The sequence below is a fragment of the Micromonospora sp. CNZ285 genome (assembly GCF_004637285.1).
Genome location: NZ_SPQD01000001.1, coordinates 2,287,577 through 2,313,854 on the forward strand (window position 1 = coordinate 2,287,577; position 26,278 = coordinate 2,313,854).

Genomic DNA, 26,278 nt, shown 5'->3' on the forward strand with positions numbered 1-26,278 from the left:
GACGGGCCGGACGGTCAGGCGGGGTGCGCCAGGACGAGGCTGACGTTGTGGCCGCCGAAGCCGAACGAGTTGGACAGCACCGCGTCCACCGCCGTCGCGCGGGCCCGCCCGCGGATGTGGTCGACCTCGCCGTCGCGCTCCGGGTCGTCCAGGTTGTGCGTGGGCGGCAGCAGGCCGCGGCGCAGCGCCTCGACCGCGACGGCCGCCTCGATCACGCCGGAGACGCCGAGCATGTGCCCGGTCACGCCCTTCGTCGAACTCAGCGGTGGCGGGGCGGCACCGTACACCTCGGCGAGCGCGGCCAGCTCGGCGGCGTCCCCGGCCCGGGTGCTGGTGCCGTGCGCGTTGACGTACCCGATGTCGCCGGGCACCAGCCCGGCGTCGTGGACGGCCATCCGCATGCACCGGGCCGCGCCGGCGCCGTCGGGGCGCGGCGTGGTCGGGTGGTGGGCGTCGTTCGTGGCGCCCCAGCCGAGCACGTCGGCGTGCCGGTGGGCGCCGCGCGCGGCGGCGTGCGCGGCGCGTTCCAGGACGAACACCCCGGCGCCCTCGCCGAGGACGAGCCCGTTGCGGCGCCTGTCGAAGGGACGGCTCGCGGCGGCCGGGTCGGCCCAGCCGCGGGCCAGCGCGCGGGCGTTGCCGAACGCGTCGGCGAACGTCGGGAACAGCGGCGCCTCGGCGCATCCGGCGAGCACCACGTCCGCCTCGCCGGCGCGCAGGATGCGCAGCGCCTCGCCGATCGACTGCGCCCCGGCCGCGCACGCCGTGCCGATCGACGAGGTGTAGCCGTGGATGCCGAACTTGATCGCGATGCGGGCCGCGCCCATGTTCGGCAGCGTCCCGGGCAGCATGTACGGGCTGACGCCGAACCGGCCCCGCCCGGCGCGGGCGAGCACCTGCTCCTCCAGCGTGGACAGACCGCCGACGCCGGAGACGACGACCGCCACCCGGTACGGATCGACGTCCCGGCCGATCCGCAGTCCGGCGCCGGCGAGCGCGTCCTCGGCGGCGCGCAGCACCATCACGATCGACCGGTCCACGACGCGGGACTCCGGGCCGGGCAGCACGCTCGCCGGGTCGATCGCCGGGGCGAACGCGGCGACGTCGACGACGCCGTGCAGCGGATGGCCGGCCGGCGGCCGGGAGAGCCCGGACCGGCCGTCGCAGACCGCGTCGAACACCTCGGCGGCGGTCGCGCCGACCGGGCTGACCAGGCCGATCCCGGTGACGGTGACCGGTTCGCGCACGCTCACCGGACCCGCCGCGCCGGCGTGGGCGCCGGGACGCCGCGCGGCCGGGTGCCGTGCCCCGACATCGGTCAGTGCGCCGAGGCCGGTGCGATGCGCGCCGCCACCGTCCGGCTGAACTCGCCCACGGTCATCATGGCGAGGTCCTCCGCCTCGTCGTCGTCGAAGGCGACTCCGAACCGGTCCTCCACGCGTACGGCCAGCTCGGCCAGGCCGAGGGAGTCCACGTCGAGCCCGGCCGGGCCGAAGACGGTGTCGTCGTCGACGTCGGAGACGTCGTACTTCATCTCGGTGAGTGCGGCGAGGAGGAACGCGCGGATCTCGTCGGTCATGTCCGGTGTTTCCCTTCCACGGTGTCCTGGCGGCGCACTCGACCTGCTCGACGGAACCTGTGAGGCGCGGAGCGGACACTCCGCGTAGCATCGACCTTACTCGATCGGGTTGGTTTGGCAAGGTGCCCGGTCGGTCAGCCGTACCGGTAGCCGGTCGTACCCGCGCAGCATCAGTGCGCGGCGCGGGCCGGGCTCGGCGGCCAGCGCCGGGAAGCGGTCCAGCAGCCGGGGCAGCACCAGCCGCCCCTCGGCGCGGGCCAGCGTCGCCCCGAAGCAGTAGTGCGGCCCGGCGCTGAACGCCAGGTGCCGGTTGTCGGCGCGGGACGGGTCGAACCGATCCGGGTCGGGGAAGCGGCGCGGGTCCCGGTTCGCGGCGCCGGTCAGCACCACCACGGTCCGGCCGGCCGCCACCGGCAGACCGGCGACCTCGGTGTCCGCGGCGGCGTAGCGGACCGCGAAGTGCACCGGTGGCTCGTACCGCAGGATCTCCTCGACGTACGACGCGGCCAGCGACGGATCGGCGCGCAGCGCGTCCCGGGCGTCCGGCCGTCCGGTGAGCAGCACCAGCCCGTTGCCGAGCAGGTTCGCGGTGGTCCGGAACCCGGCGTTGTACATGATGATGAGGTTGGCCAGCAGCTCGTCGGAGGTCAGCCGGCCGGGGTCGTCGTCCAGGCCGCGCAGCAGCGCCGAGACGAAGTCGTCGCGCGGCGCCGCCCGGCGCGCGGCGACCAGGTCGGTGAAGTACACGGTCAGCTCCGCCGCCGCCACGTTGGCGGCCCGGACCTCGCGCATGGACCGGCGGCCGATCTCCAGCACCGCGTCGAACGCGCGGACCCGGGACGGGAACCACTCCCGGTCCGCCTCCGGCACGCCCAGCAGCTCACCGATGACGTCACTGGGCAGCCGCAGCGCGAACCGCGCCATGAAGTCGACCGGCCGGCCGTCCGCGCCCTCGGCGGCGAGCCCGTCGAGCAGGTCGTCGGCGATGCGCCCGATGGCCGGTTCCAGCGCGGCGACCCGGCGCGGGGTGAGCGCCTGGGAGAACAGGTGCCGGACCCGGAGGTGGTCGCCCTCGGCGGCGTTGAGCATCGACGACTGGAGGGTCCGGATCACCTGGTGCTCGCGCCAGCGCACACCGGCCCGGTCCAGGTACTCGGCGCCGAGCACCCGGAAGACCGGGTCGCGCAGCACCCGGTTGACCGCGTCGTACCCGTGCACGACGAGCGCGTGCGGGTCGGCGGGCCGCAGCGCGAGCGCCTCCCCCGCCTCGTGCAGCCGGGCGTAGAACGGGTACGGGTCGCGCCGTACCTCGTCACCGAGTAGCTCGTCGAGGGAGATGGTCACGCGCATGGCCGCTCCTCGCCGACGCCGGCGAGCATGTCGGCGGTGGTGTGCGCCCGGATGCCCGGCGGCACCGGCTCGGCGAACCGCGCGACGACCGCCCGGACGTGGGTCTCGGCGGCGTCGGCCAGGCCGTCGTAGACGGCCGCGAACAGGTCCCGGGCCGGCCGGCGCGGCCATCCGGCGGGGAGCAGTTCCAGCGGCAGCCGCGGGTCGAGCGTGGGGAACCGCCGGTACGTGTCCATCACCTCGGTCCGCGCCCGCACGGCCGCGGCGCCGTCGACGGTGCCGAGCCGCGACACCAGCGGGGTCCACCGGCGCAGGAACGCCTCGTACTGTCCGCTGATCGCGTCGACGTCCCAGGCGTCCACGGGGGCGCGCTGGCCGATCGCGTCCAGCGCGTCCTGCCGTCCCCGGAACACCGTGACCGCGCCGAGGGCGAGCGGGGCGAGCCGGGCCCGCGCGGGCGCGGTCAGCTCGTACGGCGAGATCCACAGTCCGTCGTAGAGCGGCGCGAAGCCGAGCCAGCGCAACTGGCCGCGCAGCGCCCGGCGTTGCGCCCCGTGGTCCTGCGGCAGCGAGAAGGCGACGACGGTCCAGCATCCGTCCCACGTCTGCACGTCGGTCGTGGAGGCGATGATCCAGTTCCCGCCGGCCGACAGGTACTCGGCCGCGGAGCGGCTGAGCCGGTAGAAGCTGTTGCGGCCCTGCCGGCTGCCCTCCAGCACCCCGCGGCGGGCCAGCCGGCTGATCGCGGTACGCGCCCCGGCGCTCGTCACCCCGGCCTCGCCGAGCAGGGCGACGATCGCCGCGGACGGCAGGTCGGCGCGGGTGCGCAGCGTGTAGTCGGCGAGCAGGGTCACCGCGACGCTCTGCGGCGAGGTGCCGGCCTGCCGCCGGGGCAGCCGCGCGGCGGGCCCCTCGTCCGGGTAGATCTCCTCGATGTCGAACGGGTTTGCCACGCGCGCTCCGTGCTGGGCTCAGGGACGGTGCACCGACTGTAGACGAACGCCACCGCAGCTCATCGGAGTACATCGATTGACACTTCAGCGTCCGGCGGGAACACTATGTGCCACACGACGGAGCCGGGCCGGGCGAGACACGTCAATGGGCGAGACGCGGCACCGCGGCGGTCCGGGCCGCCGGCGCGGCGCGCGCCCGCCCGTCACCGCCCGCACAGGGCGATCGAAGGAGATTCCGTGAGAATCAGAGCCAAGATGGTGGTGGCCCTGGCCGCGTCGCTGGTGGCGGCCGGCCTGGTGATCCCCGCCGTCCAACCCGCGTACGCGGCGTCGCTGACCGAGGTGACCAGCTTCGGCGACAACCCCGGCCGGATGCGCATGCACGTCTACGTCCCGGACGCCCGCCCGGCCCGGCCGGCCACCGTGGTGGCCATGCACGGCTGCGGCGGTTCCGGCCCCGGCTTCTACTCCGGCAGCGAGTTCGCCGGGCTGGCCGACCGGTACGGCTTCATTGTCATCTACCCCAGCGCGACCCAGCAGGCCGGCTTCGGCAACTGCTTCGACACCTGGTCCGACGAGGCCAAGCGGCGCGGCGGCGGCAGCGACCCGGTGTCGCTCGTCTCGATGGTCCGCTACGTCCAGCAGCAGTACGGCGCCGACCCGGACCGGGTCTACGCCACCGGCAGCTCGTCCGGCGGCATGATGACCAACCACATGCTGGCGCTCTACCCGGACGTCTTCAAGGCTGGCGCGGCGTTCATGGGCGTGCCGTTCAACTGCTTCGCCGGTGCCGCCGACTATCCCCCCGGCTCCAGCCAGTGCACCGGCGGGAACATGAACCGCACCCCGCAGCAGTGGGGTGACGCGGTCCGCCAGGCGTACCCCGGCTACACCGGGCCCCGCCCCCGGGTGCAGTTGTGGCACGGCACCAACGACACGCTGGTGCCGTACTCGCTGCTCCAGGAGACGATCGAGCAGTGGACGAACGTGTTCGGCCTCAGCCAGAACCCGACGTCCACCGACACGCCGCAGTCCGGCTGGAACCGGCGGCGCTACGCCGACGCCAACGGCACCGTCCAGGTCGAGGCGTACAGCATCCAGGGCGCCGGGCACAGCCTGCCGTCGGCGGGCATGGCCGCGGCCGCGGTGGCGTTCTTCGGCCTGACCGGCACGCCCGGTCCGACCACGCCCCCGCCCGGTCCGACCACGCCCCCGCCCGGTCCGACCACGCCCCCGCCCGGTCCGACCACGCCCCCGCCCGGTCCGACCACGCCCCCGCCGGGCCCGACCACGCCGCCGCCCGGTCCGACCACACCCCCGCCGGGCCCGACCACCCCGCCGCCCGGCACCGGCGCCTGCTCGGTGAGCATCGAGCTGAACGCCTGGAACAACGGGCTGACCGAGAACATCACCGTCACCAACACCGGCACCGCCGCGGTGAACGGCTGGTCGCTGGTGTTCACGCTGCCCGGCGGCCAGACCATCACCTCGGGCTGGAACGCGTCCTACTCCCCCGCCTCGGGCCAGGTGACCGCGCGCAACCTCGCGTACAACGCGGTCATCCCGGCTCGCGGCTCGACCACCATCGGCTTCCAGGCCACGCACACCGGCAACACCGCCCGGCCCGGCTCGTTCAGCCTCAACGGCGCACCCTGCACGCTGGCCTGACCGGCACCCGCACTCCGGCGTTCCTTCCCACGGCGCCGGGGACGGCCCCGCGACCCGAGAGGTCGCGGGGCCGCCATCTACCCGGCCGGTGGTGCCGGTTCCGGCTCCCCGCCGCGGCTGATCCGCAGGGTCAACACGTCGGTGCGAACCGTGATGTGGCCGTGGAACAGCGGCGCGCCGCCCGTCCCGTATCCGACCTGGGTCGCGGTGACCAGCGGGTGTCCGATCGCCACGCCGAGCCGCTCGGTGGCCTCGTCGTCGGCGAGCACCGCGGAGAGTTCGATCTCCGCCCGCCGCACCGGCATACCGGTCGCGCTGGCCAGGAACTCGAACATGTCCAGGTCGATGCTGACCAGCCCGGACGGGTTGAGGTCCCGGCCGTCGAAACGCAGCGGCAGGTGGTCACGGATCCAGGCCGCCGGGACCCCGTCCACGGCGAAGAGCCGGTCGACCCGCCACACCGGCGAGTCCGGCTCCAGCCCGAGGATGCGGGCACAGTCGGCCGGGCACTTCGCCCGGCTGACCGATGCGTCCTGAAGCGTCGGGCGGTGGCCGGAGGCGGTGATCCGGTCCCGCAGCGCGGTGACGTCACCGATGGACACCGGCACCCGTTCGGCGTCGTCGTGCACGAAGGTACCGATCCCCCAGGTCCGGGTCACCACCCCCTCCGCGACGAGCTGCCCCAGCACCTCGCGTACGGTCGCGCGACTGACCTCCAGACGCTCGGCCAGGTCGCGTTCGTTGGGCAGCTTCTCACCCGACCGGAACTCGCTGCCGATCAGTTGCCGTAGCCGGCCGTGCGCCGCCTGTAGCGCGGTCTCCCGCCGAGCCATCCGCCCTCACCTCATCACTGCCCGCCGCCGCGTCGGCGTACGGAGTGTAGTTCGTCCGGGTCCGCTCAGCCGATCACCCGGGACGGCCTCACCAGACCTGCTCCAGCACCCGGATGGTGTTGCCGCCGATCACCTTGACGATCTCGTCGTCGGAGTAGTCGTGCGCCACCAGCCAGCCCACGATGTTCCCGAACGCCTCACCGGGATTCTCCAGCCCGGACACGTACTCCACCCGCGGGTGCTGCGGGCGGTTGCCGGCGTCGTGGGCGTAGTTGCCGGCGTAGGTGTCGTGCACCCCCACGTGGTCGCCGAACATCGTGTCCGGTCCGAACGTGACGTGGTCGATGCCCACCAGGTCCACGCAGTAGGTGAAGTGGTCCATCACCGACTCGATCGAATGGTGCTGGTGCGCCTCGGAGAGCGTGGTGTGCGGGGCGGCCTCGATGCCGATCACGCCACCCCGCTCGGCACAGGCCCGGATCACCTCGTCCGGCTTCATCCGGGAGGTGTTCCAGACCGAGCGGGCGCCCGCGTGGGTGATGAACACCGGCACCCGGCTGGCCTCGATCACATCCAGGCAGGTCTGGTCACCGGAGTGCGAGATGTCGATGGCGATGCCGAGCTTGTTCATCCGGTCCACCGCCCGCCGGCCGAAGTGCGTCAGCCCGCCGTCGTGCTTCTCCGACAGGCCCCCGCCGAGCATGTTCGCCTGGCTGTACGCGATGCCGAGCTGGCGTACGCCGAAGCCGTAGAGGATGTCGATCCGGTCCAGCTCGTTCTCGATCGGACTGCTGCACTCCAGGCCGGCGACCAGGGCGAGCCGGCCGTCCCGCTTCGCGGCGTGGATGTCGTCCAGAGACGTGGCCAGGAAGACGTGGTCCTGCTTGTAGAGGTCGCTCATCCGCATCCCGAGGGCGTAGACGAGGTCGTTCCATTTCCAACCGTTCTCGCTCGTCACACAGGAGGCGCCGGCCATGAAGTTGTCGAAGACGGCGGTGAGGCCGGAACGCGCCAGACCCTCGTACCCGGTGCGCTGACGGGCGGTGCGGTTGTAGGCCCGCAACTCACCGACGTCGGCGGGCAGGACCACCGGATGCTCGTGCAGCGAGATGGCGGCGTGCTCGGTGAGCAGCCGCGCCACCCGCGCCCGCTGGGCGTCGGTCAGGCCGAGGTCGTGCTCCGGCACCCGGCCGACCTCCGCGGCCAACGTGAACACCCGGTAGTCCGAGTGCGGCTCCAGGTACGAGTACGACCTGTGGCCCTTGTACCGGGTGGCGGGTTCTTGCAGCAAGACGCTTCTCCTTTGGCGATCGCGGGCCGTCACGCGGCCAGCGGGAAGTGGCAGGCGACCGGATGCACCCCGGCGGCCAGCGGCGGTTCGGTGACGGCGCAGGTGTCGGTCGCCTGCCAGCAGCGGGTCCGGAAACGGCAGCCCGAGGGTGGGTCGACCGGGCTCGGCGGGTCACCGGCCAGCAGGATCCGCTGCCGCTGCCGCCGGCCGGCCGGGTCCGGCACCGGCACGGCCGACAGCAGCGCCCGGGTGTACGGATGCCGGGGCGACTCGTAGAGGCTGGTCTCGGGGCCGGTCTCCACGAGCTTGCCCAGGTACATCACGGCCACCCGGTCGGAGATGTGGCGCACCACCGACAGGTCATGGGCGATGAAGACGTACGCCACGCCGAGTTCCTCCTGGAGCCGCTCCAGGAGGTTGACCACCTGAGCCTGGACCGACACGTCCAGCGCGGAGACGGGCTCGTCGCAGACGATCACGTCGGGGCTCAGCGCGAGCGCCCGGGCGATGCCGATGCGCTGGCGCTGACCGCCGGAGAACTGGTGCGGGTAGCGGTCCAGGTGCAGGCCGGGGTCGAGACCGACCAGGTCGAGCAGCTCCTTGATCCGCTCGATCCGGCGCCGGCGGTCCAGCACGTCCGGATGGATCTCGAACGGCTGGAGCAGGATCTCCCGGATCGTGCGGCGGGGGTTCAACGAGGTGTACGGGTCCTGGAGCACGATCTGGATCCGCCTGCGCAGGGCCCGCAGCTCCCGGCCCCTGGCCCGGTGCACCACGGACGCGCCGAAGCGCACCGTGCCGGAGGTGGGTTGCTCCAGCCCGACGAGCATGCGGGCCAGCGTGCTCTTGCCGCAGCCGGACTCGCCCACCACGCCGAGTGTCTCGCCCCGGCGAAGGTCGAAGGAGACACCGTCGACGGCTTTGACCACGCCGCCGGAGGCGAACGGGACCCGTCCCTTGAGCGGGAAGTGCTTGACCAGGTTCTCGACCCGCAGCACGACCTCATCGCCGGGTGGCATCGAGCACCTCCTCGTGGTGGTGACAGGCGCTGGCCCGGTCGGCCGGCAGCGTGCGTAGCGGCGGCAGGACGACCCGGCACTCGTCGGTCGCCCGGGGACAACGCAGGTGGAACGGGCAGCCGGCGGGAAGCCGAGCCGGGTTGGGCGGAGCGCCGGGGATCGCGTAGAGCTGCTCGTCGCGCCGGTCCACCCGGGGCATCGAGTTGAGCAGCCCTTCGGTGTAGGGGTGCGCCGGACCGGCGAAGATCTGCTCGACGGTGCCCCGTTCGACGATCCGGCCGGCGTACATCACCGCCACGTCGTCGGCGACCTCGGCGACCACCCCCAGGTCGTGCGTGATCAGCAGCAGGCCCATTCCGCTGTCCCGCTGGATCTCCGCGAGCAACTCCATCACCTGGGCCTGCACCGTCACGTCCAGGGCGGTGGTGGGCTCGTCCGCGATCAGCAGAGCCGGTTCGAGGGCGATGGCCAACGCGATCATGATGCGCTGGCGCATACCCCCGGAGAACTGGTGCGGGTAGTCCCGGATCCGGTCCTTGGCCGCCGGGATCCGCACCCGGTCGACGAGTTCGACGGCGCGGCGCCGGGCGTCGGCCCGGGACATTCCCCGCCGGACCCGCAGCACCTCCACGATCTGGTGTCCGACGGTGAAGACCGGGTTGAGCGCGGCCATCGCGTCCTGGAAGACCATCCCGATCTCTTCGCCACTGACCCGCTCGCGCTGCTTGCGGGGCAGGGTCAGCAGCTCCCGGCCCCGCAGCTGGACCGAGCCGGTGACCGTCGCCGGCGGCACGTCGAGGATGCCCATCACGGCCTGCGCGGTGACGCTCTTGCCGGAGCCGGACTCACCGAGGATGGCGAGGGTCTGGCCCGGCTCGACCCGCAGCGAGACCCCGTTCACCGCGTTCACCGGCCCGGTCGGGCCCGGGAACGCGACCCGCAGGTCGGCGATCTCCAACAGGCTCATCGGAGCACTCCGGCCCGGCCGAGGAAGTCCCGCACCACCTGCTGGAACCGCTCCGGCTCCTCAAGCTGCGGCGAGTGGCCGGAGGACTCGAAGACCACCAGCTCGCCGTGGGGAACCAGGTCCGCGATGACCTGAGAGGCGGCCACCGGCGTACGCCAGTCGTGCCGGCCCACTGTCACCAGGGTCGGGCAGGTGATCGACGGCAGCTTCGGCTTCAGGTCGTAGCGGGGCATGTTCTGCCCGAAGGCGGCGTTGTGGGTGCGGTAGTGGAACCGGGTGGCGGCCAGCCGCGCCTCGTCCTTGGCCGGGTCGTGCTGGTGGTCGTAGAGCGGCAGGATCGCTCGCCAGTACTCGCGCAACTGCTCGTTGCTCTCGAACCGGCCGGTGCCGATCCGGTCGATGACCCACTCGGGGATCACCGAGCGATCGGTGTTGCGGGCCCGCTCCACCGCGAGGTGGTCGTGCGCGGTGTCCGCGGCGGTGTCCCGCAGCACCAGCGCGGAGACCCGGTCCGGGTGGGCGATGGCGTACTCCATGGCGATGAACCCGCCGTACGAGCCGCCCGCCATGACGATCGTCTCGTAGCCGAAGTGCGCGCGGATGGCGTCCACGTCGGCCACCCACTGCTCGTGGGTGAACGGCCCGTCGTCGCTGGACTCGCCGGAGCCGCGGGCGTCGAAGACGATGACCCGCATCCGGTCGGCGAACGGGCCGAACGAGCGCTTCGGCTCCTGGCGGGAGCCGAGGCCCGGCGCACCGTGGTGCACGATCATCGCCGGGCCGTCGACCGGGCCGAACGCCTCGACGACCAGTTCCGCTCCGTTGATTCTCATCGGACCCCCTCGATGATGTTGGATGCCAGGTCACGCGGGTACCGGGTGAGCCGGCGCGGGCCGTCGTCCTGCACCAGGACCGTGTCGGAGATGCGGTAACCAGCGTGGCCGGGCACGTAGACGCCGGGCTCGCTGGACAGCAGCATCCCGGGGGCGAGCACGGTGTCGTCGCCGTCGGAGACCCACGGCGCCTCGTGGTTCTGGAGCCCGATGCCGTGGCCCTGCCGGTGCCGGATGAAGTCGCCCAGCCCTCGGTCCCGCAGTACGTCCAGGCAGATCCGGTTGACCTCGGCGCAGGTACGGCCGGCGATCATCGCCTGGGTGCCCACCTCCTGGGCCTCCCGGTCGGCCTCGTAGTAGCGCACCTGCTCGGCGGTGGGCTCGCCGATGACGAACGTCCGTTCGCTCTCCACGAACCGGCTGGCCACCGCCGCGCCGAGGGAGAGGATCAGGGTGTCGCCCGGCTGGAGCCGCCGACGAGTCGGCAGGCCGTGCGGCAGGGCGGAGTTCGGGCCGGCGTAGACCAGCCCGCCGGCCAGCTTGGTGGTGTAGACGACCAGGTCGTAGTCGGCGTACATCCGGTCGGTGCCGTAGGCGATCACGTGCCGGGCGATCTCGTCCTCGCGCGGCAGCGGCCCGCCGGTGGCAAGCGCCTCCTCGATCATGGCCCGTCCGGCGGCCAGCATCTCGTCGCAGATCCGCGCGGCGGCCTCGTGGAACGGGATCTCCTCGGGGAACTTGCGCAGTCGCAGCGCGGCGACCGCGTCCGTGGTCTCCAGGGTGGCCCCGCCGATGGCCCTGGACAGCGCCCGGAACGCGCCGACCGGAAGGCCCGCGCCCACGCCGACACGGCGGACCGGACCGCCAGGGCGGGACAGCACCGAGGCGAGCGTCTCCTCGGCGGTGACCACGCCGGGGTACTCGAAGTAGGTGACGATCGGGACCGCCACGCCCTGCTGGGCCGCGTACTCCTCGTCGAGGCGCGGGATCACCAGCAGCGGGTCCCCCGCCCGCGGCAGCCAGAGATACACCGGACGTTCGGTGGCGATGTAGAAGAAGCCACTGAGGAAGGCGACCTCCGCCGGGGAGGTGGCCAGGAACCCGTCCAGGCCGCGTTGTTCGAGCGCCTCGGCGAGCCGGCCACGGACGCTCTGGTAGAAGCTCTCGGGCAGTCGCATGGTCAGCCTCCGTTGCGACGGGGGTCGCGGGTGTCGTTGAACCGGGTTCCGGCGAGGGTCGCCGCCAGCACCAGGAACAGGATCGCCAGGGACGGGAAGAGCGTCTGCCACCAGGCGATCGCGATCGTGCCGCTGCGCTGGGCGTTGAGCAGGATCCGTCCCCAGGACCAGGCGTCCGGGTCGCCGAGGCCGAGGAAGCTCAGGCCGGCCTCGGAGATCACCGCCCGGGAGGCGGTGAGCAGCACGCTTACCACCATCAGCGAGACGACAGCGGGCAGGATCTCCCGGGTGACGATCCGCCACCCGCTGGCCCCGAGCACCCGGGCGCCGTCGATGTAGGGCATCGCGCTGACCACCAGGCCCTGTGACCGGATCAGCCGGGCGACCTCGGGCCAGGCGAAGAAGCCGATGATCAGGGTCAGCGTCGTGACGCTGGGGCTCACCACCGCGGCCAGCATGATCATCAGCGGCAGGGTGGGCAGCGCCAGCATCACGTCGGTGATCACCGTGGCGACCGCGTCGAACGGCCGGAAGTACGCCGCGGCCAGCCCGATCGCGGTGCCCAGCACGATGGCGAGCAGCGAGGCTGCCAGGCCGATCACCATACTGGTCCGGGTTCCCCAGACCACCTGGGCGAAGATGTCCTGCCCGAGGTCGTCGGTGCCGAACCAGTGCGCACCGGAGGGTGGTCGCAGCACGTCCGCGCCGGCGCCGGCGGGCTCGTCGGCGATCAGCGGCGCGAAGATCGCCAGCAACGCCATCACGAGCAGCACCAGCACCGACAGCGCCACGACGGGCTGACGCAGGTAGCCGGAGAGGAAGGACCGCTGGGGCACGGCCGGGGCCGGCGGCAGCGCCTGCTCGGTCAGCACGGGGGCACTCACGGCACCCTCCCTTCGGTGGTGGCGGCGAACGGATCCGGGCGACGCGCCCCGGCCGGGGCGCTCGCGTCGAAGGCTGTGCTCACGCGGGCGGTGATCCGCGCCGCGACGCCGCGCGCGTTCACAGCCGGATCCGGGGGTTGAGGACCGCGTAGAGCATGTCGGTCAGGGCGTTGGCGATCACCACGGTGACGGCGAGCATGATGAACGCGCCCTGGATCACCGGGTAGTCCTGCTGCCCGACCGCCTCGTAGATCAGCCGGCCGACCCCGGGGTAGGCGAAGACCGTCTCGGTGAGCACCGCGCCGCCGACCAGGGTGCCCAGTTGCAGGCCCATCAGAGTCAGTGCCGGCAGGATCGCGTTACGCAGGCCGTGCTTCCACACCCGGCGCCGGGCCGAGAGACCACGCGCCTGCGCGGCCCGGATGTAGTCCTCACCGAGGACTTCGATCATGTTGGTACGGAGGGTCAGCGCGTACGGGCCGAGCTGCACCAGGACCAGGGAGAGCACCGGCAGCACCAGGTGGTGGGCCAGGCTCAGGTAGGCCGCCGCGCCCCGGGTGTCCGGGTCGATCGCCCCGCCGATCGGAAACCAGCCGAGCTGGGCGCCGAAGAAGACCAGCAGCAGGATCGCGACGCTCGGCACGAACAGCGCGTTCGCGCTGATCCCGAAGCCCTGCAACGCGCGGTCGAGCCACTTGCCACGGTTGACCGCGGCGGCCACGCCGATCGGGATACCGACGGCGATGGTCAGGACGAACGCGCTGCCGGCCAGCAGCAACGTCCAGGGCAGCCGATCGAGGATGATGTCGGTGACCGGCTGGATCTGGCGGAACGAGATGCCCAGGTTGCCCTGGAGCAACTCGCGCAGGTACGACACGTACTGCTCCCACAGCGGACGGTCCAGGCCGTACGTCTTGAGCAGTGCCGCCTGCATCTCCGGTGTCATGTCGCCCTCGACCATGAGGGTCGTGGGGTCCCCCGGCAGGAGCCGGAGCAGAAAGAACGTCGAAGTGATCGCAATCCACACGGTCAGGACGGCCTTCAGTGCCCGGCTGAGCACGAAACGCGCCACGGGGGACCCCTCCTCTCCCTCTAGGTTGGGTGGGTTACTTGACCGGAGTGACCTGGGCCAGCGAGTACGCGGTGACCATGCCGAGCAGGTCCGACGGCGACGGGACGAAGCCGGTGAACCTGCTGGCGTTGTAGGCGAACTGGAAGTTCTCCACGTACAGCGGGGTCAGGTACGCCTGCTCGTGCACGACCTTGTCAATGTTCTTGATCTTGGACTTGAACGCCTCCGCGTCGGTGGTGCCGGCCGCGTCGTTGATCAGCGCGTCCATCTCCGCCGACTCGAGCAGGTTGTAGTTGATGCCACCCGGGTTGCTGGACAGGTAGGTGCTGCGCAGCTGGTCCATCGGGTTGTCGAAGACACCCCACTGCGAGGCGTCGATGTCGTACTCGCCATTCTTGGTGCGGGTGAGGAAGGTGTTCCGCTCCACGCACTCGTTCTCCAGCTTCACGCCGGCCTTGGCCGCGCTCTCCCGGAACAGCTGCACGACCCGGGTGATGTTGGCGTTGGACTGGTCGCACGCCACGCCGAACGTCAGCTCGTCGAAGAAGCCGTCGTTGTTGGCGTCCTTGTATCCGGCCGCGCTCAGCTTGGCCTTCGCGCCCGCCGGGTCGAACGGGTACGGCTGCAGCTCGGTGTTGTCGTACTCGGAGAAGATCGGCGAGATCGGGCCGGCCATCTGCTGGCCGTCGCCCTGCAGCACGGCCGAGATGACCGCCTTGGTGTCGACCGCCATCGACAGCGCCTGCCGGACGTCCTGGTCGGCGAGGTACTTGTTCTTCATGTTGTAGGTCAGGTGCGCGAAGCCGAGGGCGCCGACCTTCTTCAGCTTGATCTTGTCGTCGTTCTCGAAGGTCTTCGCCGCCGAGACCGGCACCGGGGTGCCCATCATGTCGATGTCACCGTTGCGCAGCGCCAGCATCATGGTGTTCACGTCCGGGTAGACCCGGTACTCGACCTGACTCACCGCGGCCTTGCCACCCGGCGCGAGCGGGTAGTGCTCGTTGCGCTTCATGACGTAGCGCTGGCCCTTGGTGATGCTGTCCAGGACGAACGGCCCGGCGCCGACCCAGTTGGAGTCGTTGGCGAACTTGGACAGGTCGCCGGCCGGCTCGAAGATGTGCTTCGGTACGACCGACATCCAGAAGCCGACGCCCTCGGCGAACGGCGCGTACGGCTGAGAGAGCTTGAACTTCACAGTGGTCGCGTCCGGCGCCTCGACCGACTCGACCCAGGTCAGCTTCGCCGCGACGTTGCCGAGCTTGTACTTCATGATCGACTCGGCGGAGAACTTCACGTCCTCGGCGACCACGGGCTTGCCGTCGGTCCACTTGAAGTCGTCGCGCAGCACGAAGACGGCGGTCTTGCCGTCGTCCTCGTAGCGGTACTCCTTGGCCAGCTCGGGCGACTTCTTCGCGTTCTCGTCGATCCGCAGCAGGTGCGGGTACATCGCGTTGAGGATCCACGAGTCGGTCTTGCTCAGCGACTGGAGCGGGTTGAAGTTGCTGACGTCGGTGGTGGTGCCGATCCGCAGCACCGAGTCCGACGACGAACTGCTGGAGGAGGAGGTCTCCTCGTTCAGACCGCAGCCGGAGACACCGAGCGTGGCCGCCACGCCGAGCGCGACAGCGAGCCGCCACCGACCCTTGACTGTCTTGTTCACCAAACCTCCTGAAGAACCCGGATGATGTTGCCGCCGATGACCTTGGCGATCTCCTCGTCGGAGTAGCCGTGCGTGACCAACCACCCGACGATGTTGCTGAAGCACTCCGCCGGGTTCTCCATGCCACTCACGTACGGAACCCGAGGGTGGTCCACCACGCCGTGGGCCTTTCCGATCGCCAGGTGCTGGGTAAAGCTGTCGTGCAGCCCGACGTGGTCACCGAAGTTGGTGTCGGGGCCGAACGCGACGTGGTCGATGCCGACCAACTCCACGCAGTAGGTGAAGTGGTCCATCACCGACTCGATCGAGTGGTGCGGGTGGTCGCCCGAGAGGGTGGTGTGCGGAGCGGCCTCGATGCCGATCACGCCACCCCGCTCGGCACAGGCCCGGATCACCTCGTCCGGCTTCATCCGGGGGGTGTTCCAGACCGAGCGGGCTCCGGCGTGTGTGATGAACACCGGCACCCGGCTGGCCTCGATCACGTCCAGCGACGTCTGGTCGCCGGAGTGCGAGATGTCGATGGCGATGCCGAGCTTGTTCATCCGGTCCACCGCCCGCCGGCCGAAGTGCGTCAGCCCGCCGTCGCGGTTCTCGGAGAGGCCGGAACCGAGCATGTTCGCCTGGCTGTACGCGATGCCCATCTGGCGTACGCCGAAGCCGTAGAGGATGTCGATCCGGTCCAGCTCGTTCTCGATCATGGTGGCCGCTTCCAGACCGGCCACCAGGGCGATCTGCCCGTTGCGCTTGGCCTCGAAGATCTGTTCGAGCGTGGTCGCCACCACCACGTGGTCCTGCTTGGCGACGTCGGCGAAGCGCAGGCCGATGTCGTAGATGACGTCGTCCCACTTCCAGGCGTGCTCGCTGGTCACGCAGCCGGTGCCGTTCATGAAGTTGTCGAAGACCGCGGTCATGCCGGACCGGGCCAGGCCCTCGAACCCGAATGCGTTACGGCCGGTGCGGTTGTAGTCGCGCAACTGCGTCACGTCGGCCGGCAGGATCTTCGGGTGCTCGTGCAGCGAGATGGCCATGTGCTCGCGCAGCAGCCGGGAGACCCGGATTCGCTGGTCGTCGCTCAGGCCGAGGTCGTGCTCCGGCACCCGGCCGATCTGCGGCGCGAGCTCGAAGACCTTGTAGTCCACATGCGGCACCAGGTAGTCGAAGGACCGGTATCCGGCGTAGCGGGGGGCGGGTTCCTGCACTGGTCTATTCACCTCGTCAGCTAGAGGCATGAGGAGTGAGGTCTGACCTCTTGCCTCGTGGAACGTACCGAGCGCAACCGTGGCGCAGGAATACCTCGTGACCTTTCCGTTATCCGAATCGGGGAACATTCCCGCAGGTCGGGACAGGATTCGAGGCGCAAGCCGAGCAGCGGATCCGGGGCGGGCCGATCGCCCGAGGCGGTCGCGCCGAACAGCCGACCGCCCCCGCCACGCCGCCCTGATCCGCAGATTCTCGCCAGTGGTCAGACCACTGGGAGGCGATGCGCCGACCTGCGGGACAGGCAGGAGCGCACAAACGTTGAACCTAACGGTTCAGTGTCGTACGGTGAACCTCGTGGTTCAGCAAGAGACGCTCGACCGGGTGTTCGCCAGCCTGGCCGATCCGACCCGACGCGACATCCTGATCCGGCTCGGCGCGGGCCCGGCCACCATCAGCGAGCTGACCGAGCCGACCGGGATGAGCCTCACCGGCATGCGCAAGCACGTGCGCGCACTGGAGGACGCGGGCCTCGTGGTGACGCGCAAGGTCGGCCGGTCCCGCCAGTGCCGGCTCAGCGAGGCGCCGCTGGACTCGGCCATGGCCTGGATCGGCTTCTACCAGCGACTCTGGGCGCGTCGCCTCGACGGCCTCGACGCCTATCTCACACTCACCACGGAGGACCGCGACCATGACGCTCCACATGCGAGTGACACGACACCTTCCGGGCACCCCTGACGAGGCGTTCGACGCCTACACTGACGCCGGCAAACAGAAGATCTGGTTCGGCATCCTCGACGAGGAGCCCGGCATCGTGGAGATCGACGTCGACCTGCGGGTCGGCGGGAGGCAGACCGCGGTCTGGGGCCCCTCCCCCGACATGCTGTTCCGCGAGACGCAGACGTTCCTGGAGATCGACCGCCCGCACCGGCTGGTCACCGAGTCGACGGGCACCGGCCCGGACGGCACGACCATGACCACGCGCATCGAGGTCACCTTCGAGGCGAAGGACGGCGGCACGCTGATGACCGTGGTGCAGAGCGGTTTCCCCACCCCGCAGCTGCGCGACTTCTTCGTCGGCGAGGTCTGGACCGGGGCGTTCGCCCGCATCGAGGCGTACCTGACCCGAGAGCACGCAGAGGAGACCTCCCGTGGCTGACCTGCCCCGCACCGCCGTCGTCGCGCTCGCCACCGCCGTCGCGGTGGTCGTCAACCTGATCGTGTACGCGATCGGCCGGGCGGCCGGCGGCAGCTTCCTGTTCACCGCCGACGACCGGCGGGTCGAGGTCGACGCGGTGACCGTCGCGGGCTTCAGCGCGCTGCCGCTGGCGCTCGGCCTCACCGCCGTCGCCCTGCTGGCGCCCCGGTTCGCCTGGGTGGTCCGGGCGGCGCTGGTCGTCGGCCCGGCGCTCGCGGTGCTCACCATCGCCACCATGACGCTGCCCGCCGACCTCGACACCACCAGCACGATCACGCTGGCGGTCTGCCATCTCACGCTCGCCCCGATCATCGTCGTCGCGGTGACCGCCCTCGGCCGCCGCGCACGCCACGCCGCCGCGGGCCCGGTCGCCGCCTGACCCGGACCCCGCCTGACACCCGACGCCGACCGGCCGCCCCGCGCGGCCGGCCGGCGTCGTCACGGAGTGTGGTCGGGTAGACAGCCGCCATCACCATTTTGCCGACACCGCGTTGCTAACATGGCGACATGGTGTCGACAAGTTTGAGAGGTGGCGGCTGATGTTCCTGGCCATTCGCGAGCTGGGGTTCGCGCGGCTGCGGTTCGCCCTGATGGGGGCCGTGATCGCACTGATCTCGGTGCTGATGGTGATGCTGTCCGGCCTGTCCGTCGGGCTGGTCCGTGACGGCGTCTCCGGCCTGCAGAACCTGCCGGTCACCTCGTTCGCCTTCGCCCACGGCGTGCAGCACGACTCGGCGTTCTCGCGCAGCGTGGTGGACGCCTCGGCGGTGGACACCTGGCGCGACCAGCCGGGCGTGGCCGAGGCGACCCCGTTCGGCAACACGCTCGTCAACGGGCGTACCGACGGTGGCACCGAGGTCGACCTGGCGCTGTTCGGCGTCGAGACCGGATCGTTCCTGTCGCCCGCCGTCAGCGAGGGCGACCGGCTCGGCCCGGCGGACGGGATCGTGGTGAGCCCCACCGCGATCGACGCGGGCCTGCGCGTCGGCGACACCGTGACGGTGGACCGGCTGGGCACGCGGCTGCGCGTCGTCGGCGTCACCGAGCAGCAGGACACGTTCGGCCACGTCGACGTGGCGTACGTGCCGCTGGCGACGTGGCAGGCGGTCAAGTCCGGCACCCCGGCCGGTACGCAGACGCCGGCCCAGGCGGCGCAGGAGATCACCGCTGTCGCGGTCCGCGCGGCCGACGGCGCCTCGGTGGACCTGGCCGCCGGCGACAAGGCGGCGGGCACGGAGAGCCTGACGCTCGACGAGTCGTACGGCGCCTCGCCGGGCTACACCGCCGAGACCACCACGCTCCAGCTGATCCAGGGCTTCCTCTACGCGATCTCGGCGCTCGTGGCCGGCGCGTTCTTCGCGGTCTGGGCGATCCAGCGCAGGCAGGAGGTCGCCGTGCTGCGGGCACTGGGCGCCTCGACCGGCTGGGTGCTGCGCGACGCGCTCACCCAGGCACTGATCCTGCTGGCCCTCGCCATCGCGGTCGGCATGGGGATCGGCCTCGGCCTCGGCGCGCTGATCTCCGGCGGCAACGTCCCGTTCGCGCTGCACCCGCAGAGCATCGCCGCCGCTGCGGCCGGCCTGCTCGTGCTCGGCCTGGTCGGCGCGGCAGCCGCCGTCGTCCGCCTCACCTCCATCGACCCGGCGACCGCCCTGGGAGGCAACCGATGAGCAGCCGGCCCACCTCGTCCCCCTCGACGACGGGCACCGCCCCGGCCGACCTCGGCCTGGTCATGCGCGGCGTCCACCTGCGGCACGGCGACGGCGCGGAGACCGTGCACGCGCTCGACGACGTGGACCTGACCGTCGCGCCCGGTGAGCTGGCCGCGATCGTCGGGCCGTCCGGCGCGGGCAAGTCCAGCCTGCTCGCCGTGGCCGGCGGGCTGGCCCGCCCCGACGAGGGCACCGTCACCGTGGCCGGGCACGACATGACCGTGTCCAGCCGCCGGGCGCGCACCGAGCTGCGCCGCCGGCACGTGGGGTTCGTGTTCCAGTCGGGCAACCTGCTGCCCGCGCTGACCGCCGCCGACCAGCTGCGCCTGCCGCTGCGGCTGGGCGGGCGACGGGAGCGGGCCGGTCGTGACCCGCTGGAGATGCTCGCGCACGTCGGCCTGGCCGGTAAGGCCGACCGCCGGCCGCACCAGCTCTCCGGCGGCGAGCGCCAGCGCGTCGGCATCGCCCGGGCGCTGATGACCGAGCCGTCCGTGCTGCTGGTGGACGAGCCGACGGCGGCGCTGGACCGGGCCCGCAGCCACGACATCGTCCAGCTGCTCGCCCAGGAGGCGCGGGAGCGCTCGGTGGCCGTCGTGATGGTCACTCACGATCACGACGTGCTGCAATACTGTGACACCATCTACGAGATGATCGACGGCAAGCTCGCCACGAGCAGCTGACCGCGACGAGCAGGGAGCGACGCGGACCGGACACGGGCGGCGGGAGACACGGGGAGGTCGCTGTGCCGAAGATCCAAGCCTCGACCGTCGCGGAACACCGGGCCGCGCAGCGGGCGGCGTTGCTCGACGCCGCCCGCGCCCTGCTCTCCGAGCACCCGGAGCAGATCCCGAGCCTGGCCGACGTGGCCCGGCACGCCGGGCTGGCCCGCTCCAGCGCGTACTCGTACTTCAAGTCCCGCACCGACATGTTCGACGTGCTGGTCGCCGACACCTTCCCCCGGTGGTCGGCCTTCGTCGAGAAGCGGATGGCCGAGGCCCGCACGCCGGGGGCGCGGATCCTGGCGTACGTCGAGGCCAACCTGCAACTGGTTGCCCGGGGCGACCACGCGCTGGCCCGGGCACTGGCGTCGGCGGGCAACAGCGAGGTGCTGGCGACCTCCAGCCGGCTGCTGCACGACAGCCTCGAGGCGCCGTTGCGCGCCGCTCTCACCGAACACGGGGCGAGCGACCCGGACCGGATGGCGGAGCTCGTCCAGTCGGTCGTCTACGCCCTGAGCCGCATGATCGAGAACGGTCTCGGCCTTCCGGCCGCCACCGGCCTCGCCCGCGAGCTGCTCACGCCGTACCTGCGTCCGGACGCCGGCTGACCACGCCCCTCCGGAACGGCCGGCGACCGCGCCGCCACCACATCCGCTGACGAACGACGGCCCGGGTCGTCGCGACGGCCGCACCCACCGGTGCGCGCCGGGCGACGGCCCGGGCCGTCGCGTGTCCGGAGCCGCGCCGGGAGGCGTGCCGGCGTTCCCGGCGGAGGGCCGCCGACGCGGCCGGGTGCGGCCGTCCGAACGATCGGCGCGGGCCGCCGACCGGCGATCGGCGGCCGGCACTGTCGTCCGATCAGGAGGAACCGAACGATCGACCGTCGCATCGACGGTCATCATCGGTCAGCGTTCCGCCCAGTGGAACAGCAGCTCAGAGGCGGTGCGGCGAACTAAGTTACTGATCAGTAGCCCGTTGACGGCATGTGAACCCGGCCCTACCGTTCCACTCAATCGAACGGCGTACGGTTCATCCGAACGCTCTCGGCCTCGCCGACTGCGGCCCGAAACAGGAAGTCCGAGGCATGCCTGACGACAAGCTTCTCGCTCTTCTCTCCCCCACCCGGCTCGGGCGTCTCACACTGCGGAACCGGGTCTTCGTCCCCGGCCACACCACCAACTTCGGACTGAACAATGTGCCCACCCGCCGCCACGTCGCCTACCACGCGGAGCGGGCGCGCGGCGGCGCCGGCCTGATCATCACCGAGGCGATCCGCGTGCACCCCACGAGCGCGGGCCGCAGCATCAGCCTCGGCAGCTTCGACGACTCGTCGATCCCGGCGTACGCGGCGGTGACCGAGGCCGTGCACGAGCACGGGGCCCGCATGTTCGCCCAGATCATGCACGCGGGTCGGCAGGCCAACGGCGACGCGACGCGTACCGCCGCCTGGTCCTCGTCGCCGGTGCCGTGGGCGGCCGGCTCGCACGTGCCGCACGCGATGGGACGCCGGGACATCGCCGTCGTCGTCGAGGCGTTCGCCGCCGCCGCGCGGCGCATGCGCCAGGCCGGCTTCGACGGCCTGGAGGTGCACGCCGGCCACGGCCACCTGCTCCAGCAGTTCCTCTCGCCGCACACGAACACCCGCGACGACGCGTACGGCGGCAGCCTCGACAACCGGATGCGCCTGACCCGCGAGGTGCTGACCGCGGTGCTCGCCGCCGCACCCGAGCTGCCCGTCGGACTGCGGGTCAGCGCCGACGAGTTCCTGCCCGGCGGCCTCGACCCGGCTGCGGTGCTGGAGATCGTCGGGAAGCTGCGCGCCGAGTTCCCCCTCGCCTACGTGCACGTCAGCCACTCCGCCTACCACGGCAGCTACTCGCTCGCGACGCAGATGGCGGACATGAGCTTCGGCCACGCCCCGTTCCGGCACCACGCGGCGCTGTTCAAGCAGGAGTTCCCGGACCTGCCGGTGCTCGCGGTGTGCCGGCTGGACAGCCTGCCGGAGGCGGCCGAACTCGTCGCCGCCGGCGAGGCCGACCTGGTCGGCCTGGCCCGCCCGCACATCGCCGACCCGCACCTGGTCCGCAAGGCCGAGCAGGGCCGCCAGCACGAGGTACGCGCCTGCCTGGCCTGCAACCAGGGCTGCATCGGCCGGCTGGAGACCAGCCTGCCCATCTCCTGCGTGGTGAACCCGGAGGTCGGCGCCGAACGGGAGTGGGCCGACGCCTGGCCGGAACTGCCCGGGCCGTCCGGCGCGCGGGACGTCCTGGTCGTCGGCGGCGGTCCGGCCGGCCTGGAGGCGGCGCTCTCCGCGCACCGGGCCGGGCACCGGGTGACAGTTGTCGAGGCGCGTGACCGGCTCGGCGGGCAGGTCGAGGTGGCCGCGCGCGTACCCGGCCGGGAGCGGCTCGGTCTGCTCACCCGCGACCTGGCCCGCGACGTGGCGGCCGCCGGCATCCCGGTCCGGCTCGGCCACCGCGCCGGCGTCGAGGACGTGCTGTCCGGCGGCTACCAGGACGTCGTCCTCGCCACCGGCTCCCGGCCCGCCCGCCGCGACCTGCCCGGCGGCCCGCCGGTGATCGACATCTGGCAGGCCGTGGACCACCTGGCCGACCCCGGCTACCGGCCGGACGGCGCCGTCGTCGTGCTCGACGACGAGGGCACCTGGTCGGCGGCGTCGGTGGCGGAGGCGTTCGCCCGGCGAGGCGCCCGCGTCCACCTCGTCTCCCCCACCGCCACGGTGAGCGCCAAGATCACCACGTACTCGCGGCTGGCGCTGCTCAAGCGCTTCGCCGACCTGGGCATCGCGGTCCACCCGATGCGGACCGCCCGCGCGGCGGGCGCCGGCGCGGTGGCGCTCGGCGGCCCGCTCGCCGGCGGCGAGACGATCGTCGAGGGCGTCATCACGGTCGTCGACGGCGGCTCGGCGCAGGCCGCGGACGAGTTGTACCGGCAGCTCGACGCGCTGCCCGACGGCCCCCGCGTCCACGTCGTCGGCGACGCGAACGCCCCCCGCACCGCCTTCGAGGCCGTCTACGAGGGACGCATGGCCGGCGCATTCCTCGGCGCCTTCGACACCGCGTCCGCCGAACGCGTGCGGTACGCCCACTGACCCGTCCACCCCGGTCGCGGTGCACCGCGGGCCGGACCTCCCCCACCTGTAGAGGAGACAAGCATGCTGGACATCGAGGAGCGCCTCACCCTGGATGAGCGTTCCGCCGTGGACTTCGTCCTCGGCCTGCGCAAGCGCTGGGCGGACACCGTCTACCCGGCGCTGCGCGAGGAGTACGGCGCCACCGGAGCGTCGGCCACCACCGTCGCCGACGCCGGTCAGGTGCTGCGCGGTCTCCCGCTCTACCCGTGGTTCAGCCACCTCGAGCGGGTGCAGCAGAAGATGCTCTGGAAGGTCGCCGGCGACGCGGTGCTCAGCCGCCGCGAGGAGCTGACCGGCCAGCTCACCGCGCTGCCCGAGCAGCCGAAGGGCTCGCTGGAGCTGAACCCCGACCTGGAACTGCCCGACTGGTACACCGACTACGACATCCACATCCAGCCCGGCAGCTTCTTCTCCGACGACATGTCGGCCTACGTGTACGAGTTCGGCGCGCGCATCGTCATGCTGCGCGACAACGACGGCTACAAGTTCCACACGCTGTTCGCCCAGACCGCGCTGCCCGAGCTGCCCGCGGCGACCCGGATCGTCGACATCGGGTGCGGTTTCGGCAAGAGCACCCGCCCGCTGCCCGCCAAGTACCCGACCGCGCAGGTGATCGGCGTGGATCTGGCCGCCCCCGGTCTGCGCCTGGCCCACGCCGAGGCCGAGGCGACCGGAGTCGCGATCGACTACCGGCAGGCCGACGGCCGGGCCACCGGCATCGAGTCGGACAGCTGCGACGTGGTCACCGGCACGATGGTGCTGCACGAGATGCCGGCCGCCGCGATCCGGGAGACCATCCTGGAGGCCGCGCGCCTGCTCAAGCCGGGCGGCTCGCTGCGCTTCCTGGAGTTCATGCTCACCGGCGACCCGCTGCGCGACGCCACCGTCTACGAGCACGCCGAGCGCAACAACGAGCCGTTCTTCCACGACCTGTTCGGCTCCGACCTGATCGAGGTCTGCACCGAGGCCGGCCTGACCGACGTGTCGTGGACCCCGTTCGACGAGCGCCGCAACGGCGTCCAGCCGCAGGGCTGGGGCGACCGTCCCGAGTGGCACTTCCCCTGGGCCGTACTGGCCGCGACCAAGCCGGAGGCGTGATGAGCACCGAGTTCGACTACTTCGGGGACCCCAAGGTCGGCAAGCTGCTCGACCTGGTGCTGCAGCTCTCCACCGAGCTGCACGTGACCCGCCAGCGGGTACGCGTCGTCGAGGCGCTGCTGACCCGCTCCGGCGCGCTCACCGCGGGCGCCGTCGACGGGTTCGTCTCCACCGAGGAGGAGCAGAAGGTCCTCGACCGGGAGCGGGACGAACTGCTGGCCCGCCTCATGCGCATCCTGACCGAGCACGGCCCCGCGGAGCACCCGCTGCGGGACCAGTGGGAGGCGGCCCTGAGCGAGAAGACCGGCTGATGAGCACACCGGACGCGCCCGGCCTGATCGACGGCTACCTGCAGCTGTGCGAGGACCGCGAACTCGACGAAGCGGGGCGCTTTCTCGCGGAGCGGGCGCGGTTGGTCTTCCCGGGCGGCCGGGAGTACTCGTCGCTGCGGGAGATGGCGGCCGCGTCGACCGGAACCTACCGGTGGGTGCGCAAGCACCGGGACCGCTACCTGGTGGGTGAGGCCGACGGGCGGGTCACGGTGACCTCGCTCGGGCGGCTGTACGGGGAATGGCTCGACGGCACTCCGTTCGAGGACATCCGCTACGCGGACGTCTTCGTGCTCGACGGCGGACTGATCATCGAGCAGCACGTCTACAACGATCTGGCACTCGTCGCGCGACAGCGCGACGCCTGACGGACAACGGTCGCGCGGCAGCGCGACAGCTGATTCCCCCACCTCCGCCGCCCCGGCGGCGGAGGTGGTCTCCCCCGACTCATGACGAGGTGTGTGCATATGAAACGAAAGTGGGCTCTGCTCCCGGCGGCGCTGGCCACCGCGCTGGTCCTGTCCGCGTGCGGCGGCGGCTCCGACGACGACGGCGCCGGCGGCGAGGGCAAGGAGGCGAAGCTGACCATGGCCATCGCCTCCGCCGTGATCGGCCCGAAGGAGGAGGTGGCCGTCTACGCGGTCGCCAAGGAACTCGGCTACTTCGCCGAGGAGAAGCTGACCGTCGAGACGATCAACGCCGACGGCTCGGTCGCCGCCCTCCAGGCGGTCGCGTCCGGCAGCGGCGACATCACCCCCGCCGACGCCGGCTCGGCGCTCGGCGCGGCGGAGAAGAACGTGCCGATCAAGGCCATCGGCGGCCTGGTGCAGAACTGGCCGTGGGTGATGGCGGTGAAGCCGGACTCCCCGATCACCGGCGGCGCCGACCTGCGCGGCAAGAAGATCGGCGTGATCAGCCTGGCCTCCGGCTCGGCCCCGTACGCCCGCGCCTACGTCAAGGCCGCCGGGCTGGACCCGACAAAGGACGTCGAGCTGCTGCCGGTGGGCGTCGGCGCGCAGGCCGCCGCCGCGCTCAACGACGGCAAGGTCGACATGCTGGCGCTCTACACCCAGGCGTACGCGGTCATCGAGAACGCCGGCACCGAGCTGAAGTACCTGACCAACCCGGACGTGTTCTCCGGCATCCGGTCGCTGACCTTCAGCGTCGGCGCCCGCGACTTCGACGCCAAGAAGGACTCGTACGAGCGGTTCCTGCGCGCGGCGTACAAGGCGATGCTCTTCTCGGCGAAGAACCCCGAGGCCGCCATGAAGATCGGCTACAAGGTCTTCCCGCAGATCCTCGCCGGTAAGTCCGCCGACGAGCGCCTCAAGGCGGACACCGAGAGCCTGACCGCCTGGCTGAAGACGGCCACCCCGGCCAGCGGCGACCCGGAGCAGTTCGGCGACTGGGGCGCGATCAGCGACGAGGAGTGGGCGAAGACCCAGGCGTACACCAAGGAGGCCGGGCAGATCACCGGCGAGGTCGACCTCAAGAAGCTGTGGGACCCGAGCCTGCTCTCCGGCGCCAACAACTTCGACAAGGCCGCGGTGCTGAGCAAGGCCGCGAACTACACCGCCTAGGCAG

At 71.8% G+C, this 26,278-nt stretch carries 26 protein-coding genes; 12 read left to right on the plus strand and 14 right to left on the minus strand.

Annotated elements, in window-relative coordinates; genetic code table 11:
• Positions 1 to 14: 14 nt before the first annotated feature.
• The 4 genes from CLT75_RS10530 to CLT75_RS10545 form a co-directional block, all read right to left on the minus strand.
• Positions 15 to 1,253, minus strand: a complete 1,239-nt coding sequence (locus CLT75_RS10530) for a beta-ketoacyl-[acyl-carrier-protein] synthase family protein (protein ID WP_135240633.1) — start codon at positions 1,251 to 1,253, stop codon at positions 15 to 17.
• A 65-nt stretch (positions 1,254 to 1,318) separates the two neighbouring features.
• Positions 1,319 to 1,579 carry an acyl carrier protein gene (locus CLT75_RS10535; protein ID WP_013286876.1) on the minus strand — a complete coding sequence of 87 codons (261 nt, stop codon included), beginning with the start codon at positions 1,577 to 1,579 and terminating at the stop codon, positions 1,319 to 1,321.
• 96 nt (positions 1,580 to 1,675) lie between these two features.
• On the minus strand, positions 1,676 to 2,929 hold the full coding sequence (locus CLT75_RS10540) for a cytochrome P450 (protein WP_135240634.1): 1,254 nt from the start codon (positions 2,927 to 2,929) through the stop codon (positions 1,676 to 1,678).
• Entirely contained in the window at positions 2,920 to 3,882 is a 963-nt protein-coding gene (locus CLT75_RS10545) for a PaaX family transcriptional regulator C-terminal domain-containing protein (protein ID WP_135240635.1), read from the minus strand. The genes CLT75_RS10540 and CLT75_RS10545 overlap by 10 nt, the downstream gene beginning before the upstream one ends.
• Positions 3,883 to 4,137: 255 nt before the next feature.
• Between CLT75_RS10545 and CLT75_RS10550 the strand changes: the two genes are divergently transcribed.
• Positions 4,138 to 5,550, plus strand: a complete 1,413-nt coding sequence (locus CLT75_RS10550) for an extracellular catalytic domain type 1 short-chain-length polyhydroxyalkanoate depolymerase (protein WP_135243966.1) — start codon at positions 4,138 to 4,140, stop codon at positions 5,548 to 5,550.
• A 77-nt stretch (positions 5,551 to 5,627) separates the two neighbouring features.
• Here CLT75_RS10550 and CLT75_RS10555 read toward each other — a convergent pair whose 3' ends face one another.
• The 10 genes from CLT75_RS10555 to CLT75_RS10600 form a co-directional block, all read right to left on the minus strand.
• The gene (locus CLT75_RS10555) at positions 5,628 to 6,383 is read right to left on the minus strand and encodes a GntR family transcriptional regulator (protein WP_135240636.1); all 756 of its coding nucleotides are present in this window, start codon (positions 6,381 to 6,383) and stop codon (positions 5,628 to 5,630) included.
• An 88-nt stretch (positions 6,384 to 6,471) separates the two neighbouring features.
• Positions 6,472 to 7,674, minus strand: coding sequence for a membrane dipeptidase (locus CLT75_RS10560; RefSeq protein ID WP_209310303.1), 1,203 nt, complete (start codon positions 7,672 to 7,674; stop codon positions 6,472 to 6,474).
• 29 nt (positions 7,675 to 7,703) lie between these two features.
• Positions 7,704 to 8,693, minus strand: a complete 990-nt coding sequence (locus tag CLT75_RS10565) for a dipeptide ABC transporter ATP-binding protein (RefSeq protein WP_135240637.1) — start codon at positions 8,691 to 8,693, stop codon at positions 7,704 to 7,706.
• On the minus strand, positions 8,677 to 9,660 hold the full coding sequence (locus tag CLT75_RS10570) for an ABC transporter ATP-binding protein (RefSeq protein WP_135240638.1): 984 nt from the start codon (positions 9,658 to 9,660) through the stop codon (positions 8,677 to 8,679). The genes CLT75_RS10565 and CLT75_RS10570 overlap by 17 nt, the downstream gene beginning before the upstream one ends.
• Positions 9,657 to 10,493 (minus strand): alpha/beta fold hydrolase, encoded by an 837-nt coding sequence (locus CLT75_RS10575; RefSeq protein WP_135240639.1) that lies wholly within the window; start codon positions 10,491 to 10,493, stop codon positions 9,657 to 9,659. The genes CLT75_RS10570 and CLT75_RS10575 overlap by 4 nt, the downstream gene beginning before the upstream one ends.
• Positions 10,490 to 11,671 carry a M24 family metallopeptidase gene (locus tag CLT75_RS10580; RefSeq protein WP_135240640.1) on the minus strand — a complete coding sequence of 394 codons (1,182 nt, stop codon included), beginning with the start codon at positions 11,669 to 11,671 and terminating at the stop codon, positions 10,490 to 10,492. The genes CLT75_RS10575 and CLT75_RS10580 overlap by 4 nt, the downstream gene beginning before the upstream one ends.
• Positions 11,672 to 11,673: 2 nt before the next feature.
• Positions 11,674 to 12,555 carry an ABC transporter permease gene (locus CLT75_RS10585; RefSeq protein ID WP_486485121.1) on the minus strand — a complete coding sequence of 294 codons (882 nt, stop codon included), beginning with the start codon at positions 12,553 to 12,555 and terminating at the stop codon, positions 11,674 to 11,676.
• 118 nt (positions 12,556 to 12,673) lie between these two features.
• The gene (locus tag CLT75_RS10590) at positions 12,674 to 13,627 is read right to left on the minus strand and encodes an ABC transporter permease (protein ID WP_135240641.1); all 954 of its coding nucleotides are present in this window, start codon (positions 13,625 to 13,627) and stop codon (positions 12,674 to 12,676) included.
• 34 nt (positions 13,628 to 13,661) lie between these two features.
• A complete protein-coding gene (locus tag CLT75_RS10595; protein ID WP_135240642.1) occupies positions 13,662 to 15,287 on the minus strand; it encodes an ABC transporter substrate-binding protein in 1,626 nt (541 codons plus the stop codon).
• Entirely contained in the window at positions 15,284 to 16,486 is a 1,203-nt protein-coding gene (locus CLT75_RS10600; RefSeq protein WP_135240643.1) for a membrane dipeptidase, read from the minus strand. The genes CLT75_RS10595 and CLT75_RS10600 overlap by 4 nt, the downstream gene beginning before the upstream one ends.
• 355 nt (positions 16,487 to 16,841) lie before the next feature.
• Here CLT75_RS10600 and CLT75_RS10605 point away from each other — a divergent pair, with 355 nt between their 5' ends.
• From CLT75_RS10605 to CLT75_RS10655, 11 genes are all read left to right on the plus strand, one after another.
• Positions 16,842 to 17,222, plus strand: coding sequence for a metalloregulator ArsR/SmtB family transcription factor (locus CLT75_RS10605; RefSeq protein WP_135240644.1), 381 nt, complete (start codon positions 16,842 to 16,844; stop codon positions 17,220 to 17,222).
• The gene (locus CLT75_RS10610) at positions 17,176 to 17,643 is read left to right on the plus strand and encodes an SRPBCC family protein (protein ID WP_135240645.1); all 468 of its coding nucleotides are present in this window, start codon (positions 17,176 to 17,178) and stop codon (positions 17,641 to 17,643) included. The genes CLT75_RS10605 and CLT75_RS10610 overlap by 47 nt, the downstream gene beginning before the upstream one ends.
• Positions 17,636 to 18,061 (plus strand): DUF6069 family protein, encoded by a 426-nt coding sequence (locus CLT75_RS10615; protein ID WP_135240646.1) that lies wholly within the window; start codon positions 17,636 to 17,638, stop codon positions 18,059 to 18,061. Before CLT75_RS10610 ends, CLT75_RS10615 begins: the two co-directional genes overlap by 8 nt.
• A 160-nt stretch (positions 18,062 to 18,221) precedes the next feature.
• Positions 18,222 to 19,352 (plus strand): ABC transporter permease, encoded by a 1,131-nt coding sequence (locus tag CLT75_RS10620; protein ID WP_135240647.1) that lies wholly within the window; start codon positions 18,222 to 18,224, stop codon positions 19,350 to 19,352.
• Complete coding sequence (locus CLT75_RS10625) at positions 19,349 to 20,074, plus strand: ABC transporter ATP-binding protein (protein WP_135240648.1); 726 nt, start codon at positions 19,349 to 19,351, stop codon at positions 20,072 to 20,074. Before CLT75_RS10620 ends, CLT75_RS10625 begins: the two co-directional genes overlap by 4 nt.
• 62 nt (positions 20,075 to 20,136) lie before the next feature.
• A complete protein-coding gene (locus CLT75_RS10630) occupies positions 20,137 to 20,721 on the plus strand; it encodes a TetR/AcrR family transcriptional regulator (protein ID WP_135240649.1) in 585 nt (194 codons plus the stop codon).
• A gap of 476 nt (positions 20,722 to 21,197) precedes the next feature.
• Complete coding sequence (locus CLT75_RS10635) at positions 21,198 to 23,225, plus strand: oxidoreductase (RefSeq protein WP_135240650.1); 2,028 nt, start codon at positions 21,198 to 21,200, stop codon at positions 23,223 to 23,225.
• Positions 23,226 to 23,288: 63 nt separating this feature from the next.
• Complete coding sequence (locus CLT75_RS10640) at positions 23,289 to 24,365, plus strand: class I SAM-dependent methyltransferase (RefSeq protein WP_135240651.1); 1,077 nt, start codon at positions 23,289 to 23,291, stop codon at positions 24,363 to 24,365.
• Positions 24,365 to 24,676: a hypothetical protein gene (locus CLT75_RS10645; protein ID WP_013286888.1), complete on the plus strand. Its 312-nt coding sequence runs from the start codon at positions 24,365 to 24,367 to the stop codon at positions 24,674 to 24,676. The genes CLT75_RS10640 and CLT75_RS10645 overlap by 1 nt, the downstream gene beginning before the upstream one ends.
• Positions 24,676 to 25,062 (plus strand): hypothetical protein, encoded by a 387-nt coding sequence (locus tag CLT75_RS10650; RefSeq protein WP_135240652.1) that lies wholly within the window; start codon positions 24,676 to 24,678, stop codon positions 25,060 to 25,062. Before CLT75_RS10645 ends, CLT75_RS10650 begins: the two co-directional genes overlap by 1 nt.
• A 99-nt stretch (positions 25,063 to 25,161) precedes the next feature.
• Positions 25,162 to 26,274: an ABC transporter substrate-binding protein gene (locus CLT75_RS10655; RefSeq protein ID WP_135240653.1), complete on the plus strand. Its 1,113-nt coding sequence runs from the start codon at positions 25,162 to 25,164 to the stop codon at positions 26,272 to 26,274.
• The last annotated feature ends 4 nt before the right edge of the window (positions 26,275 to 26,278 follow it).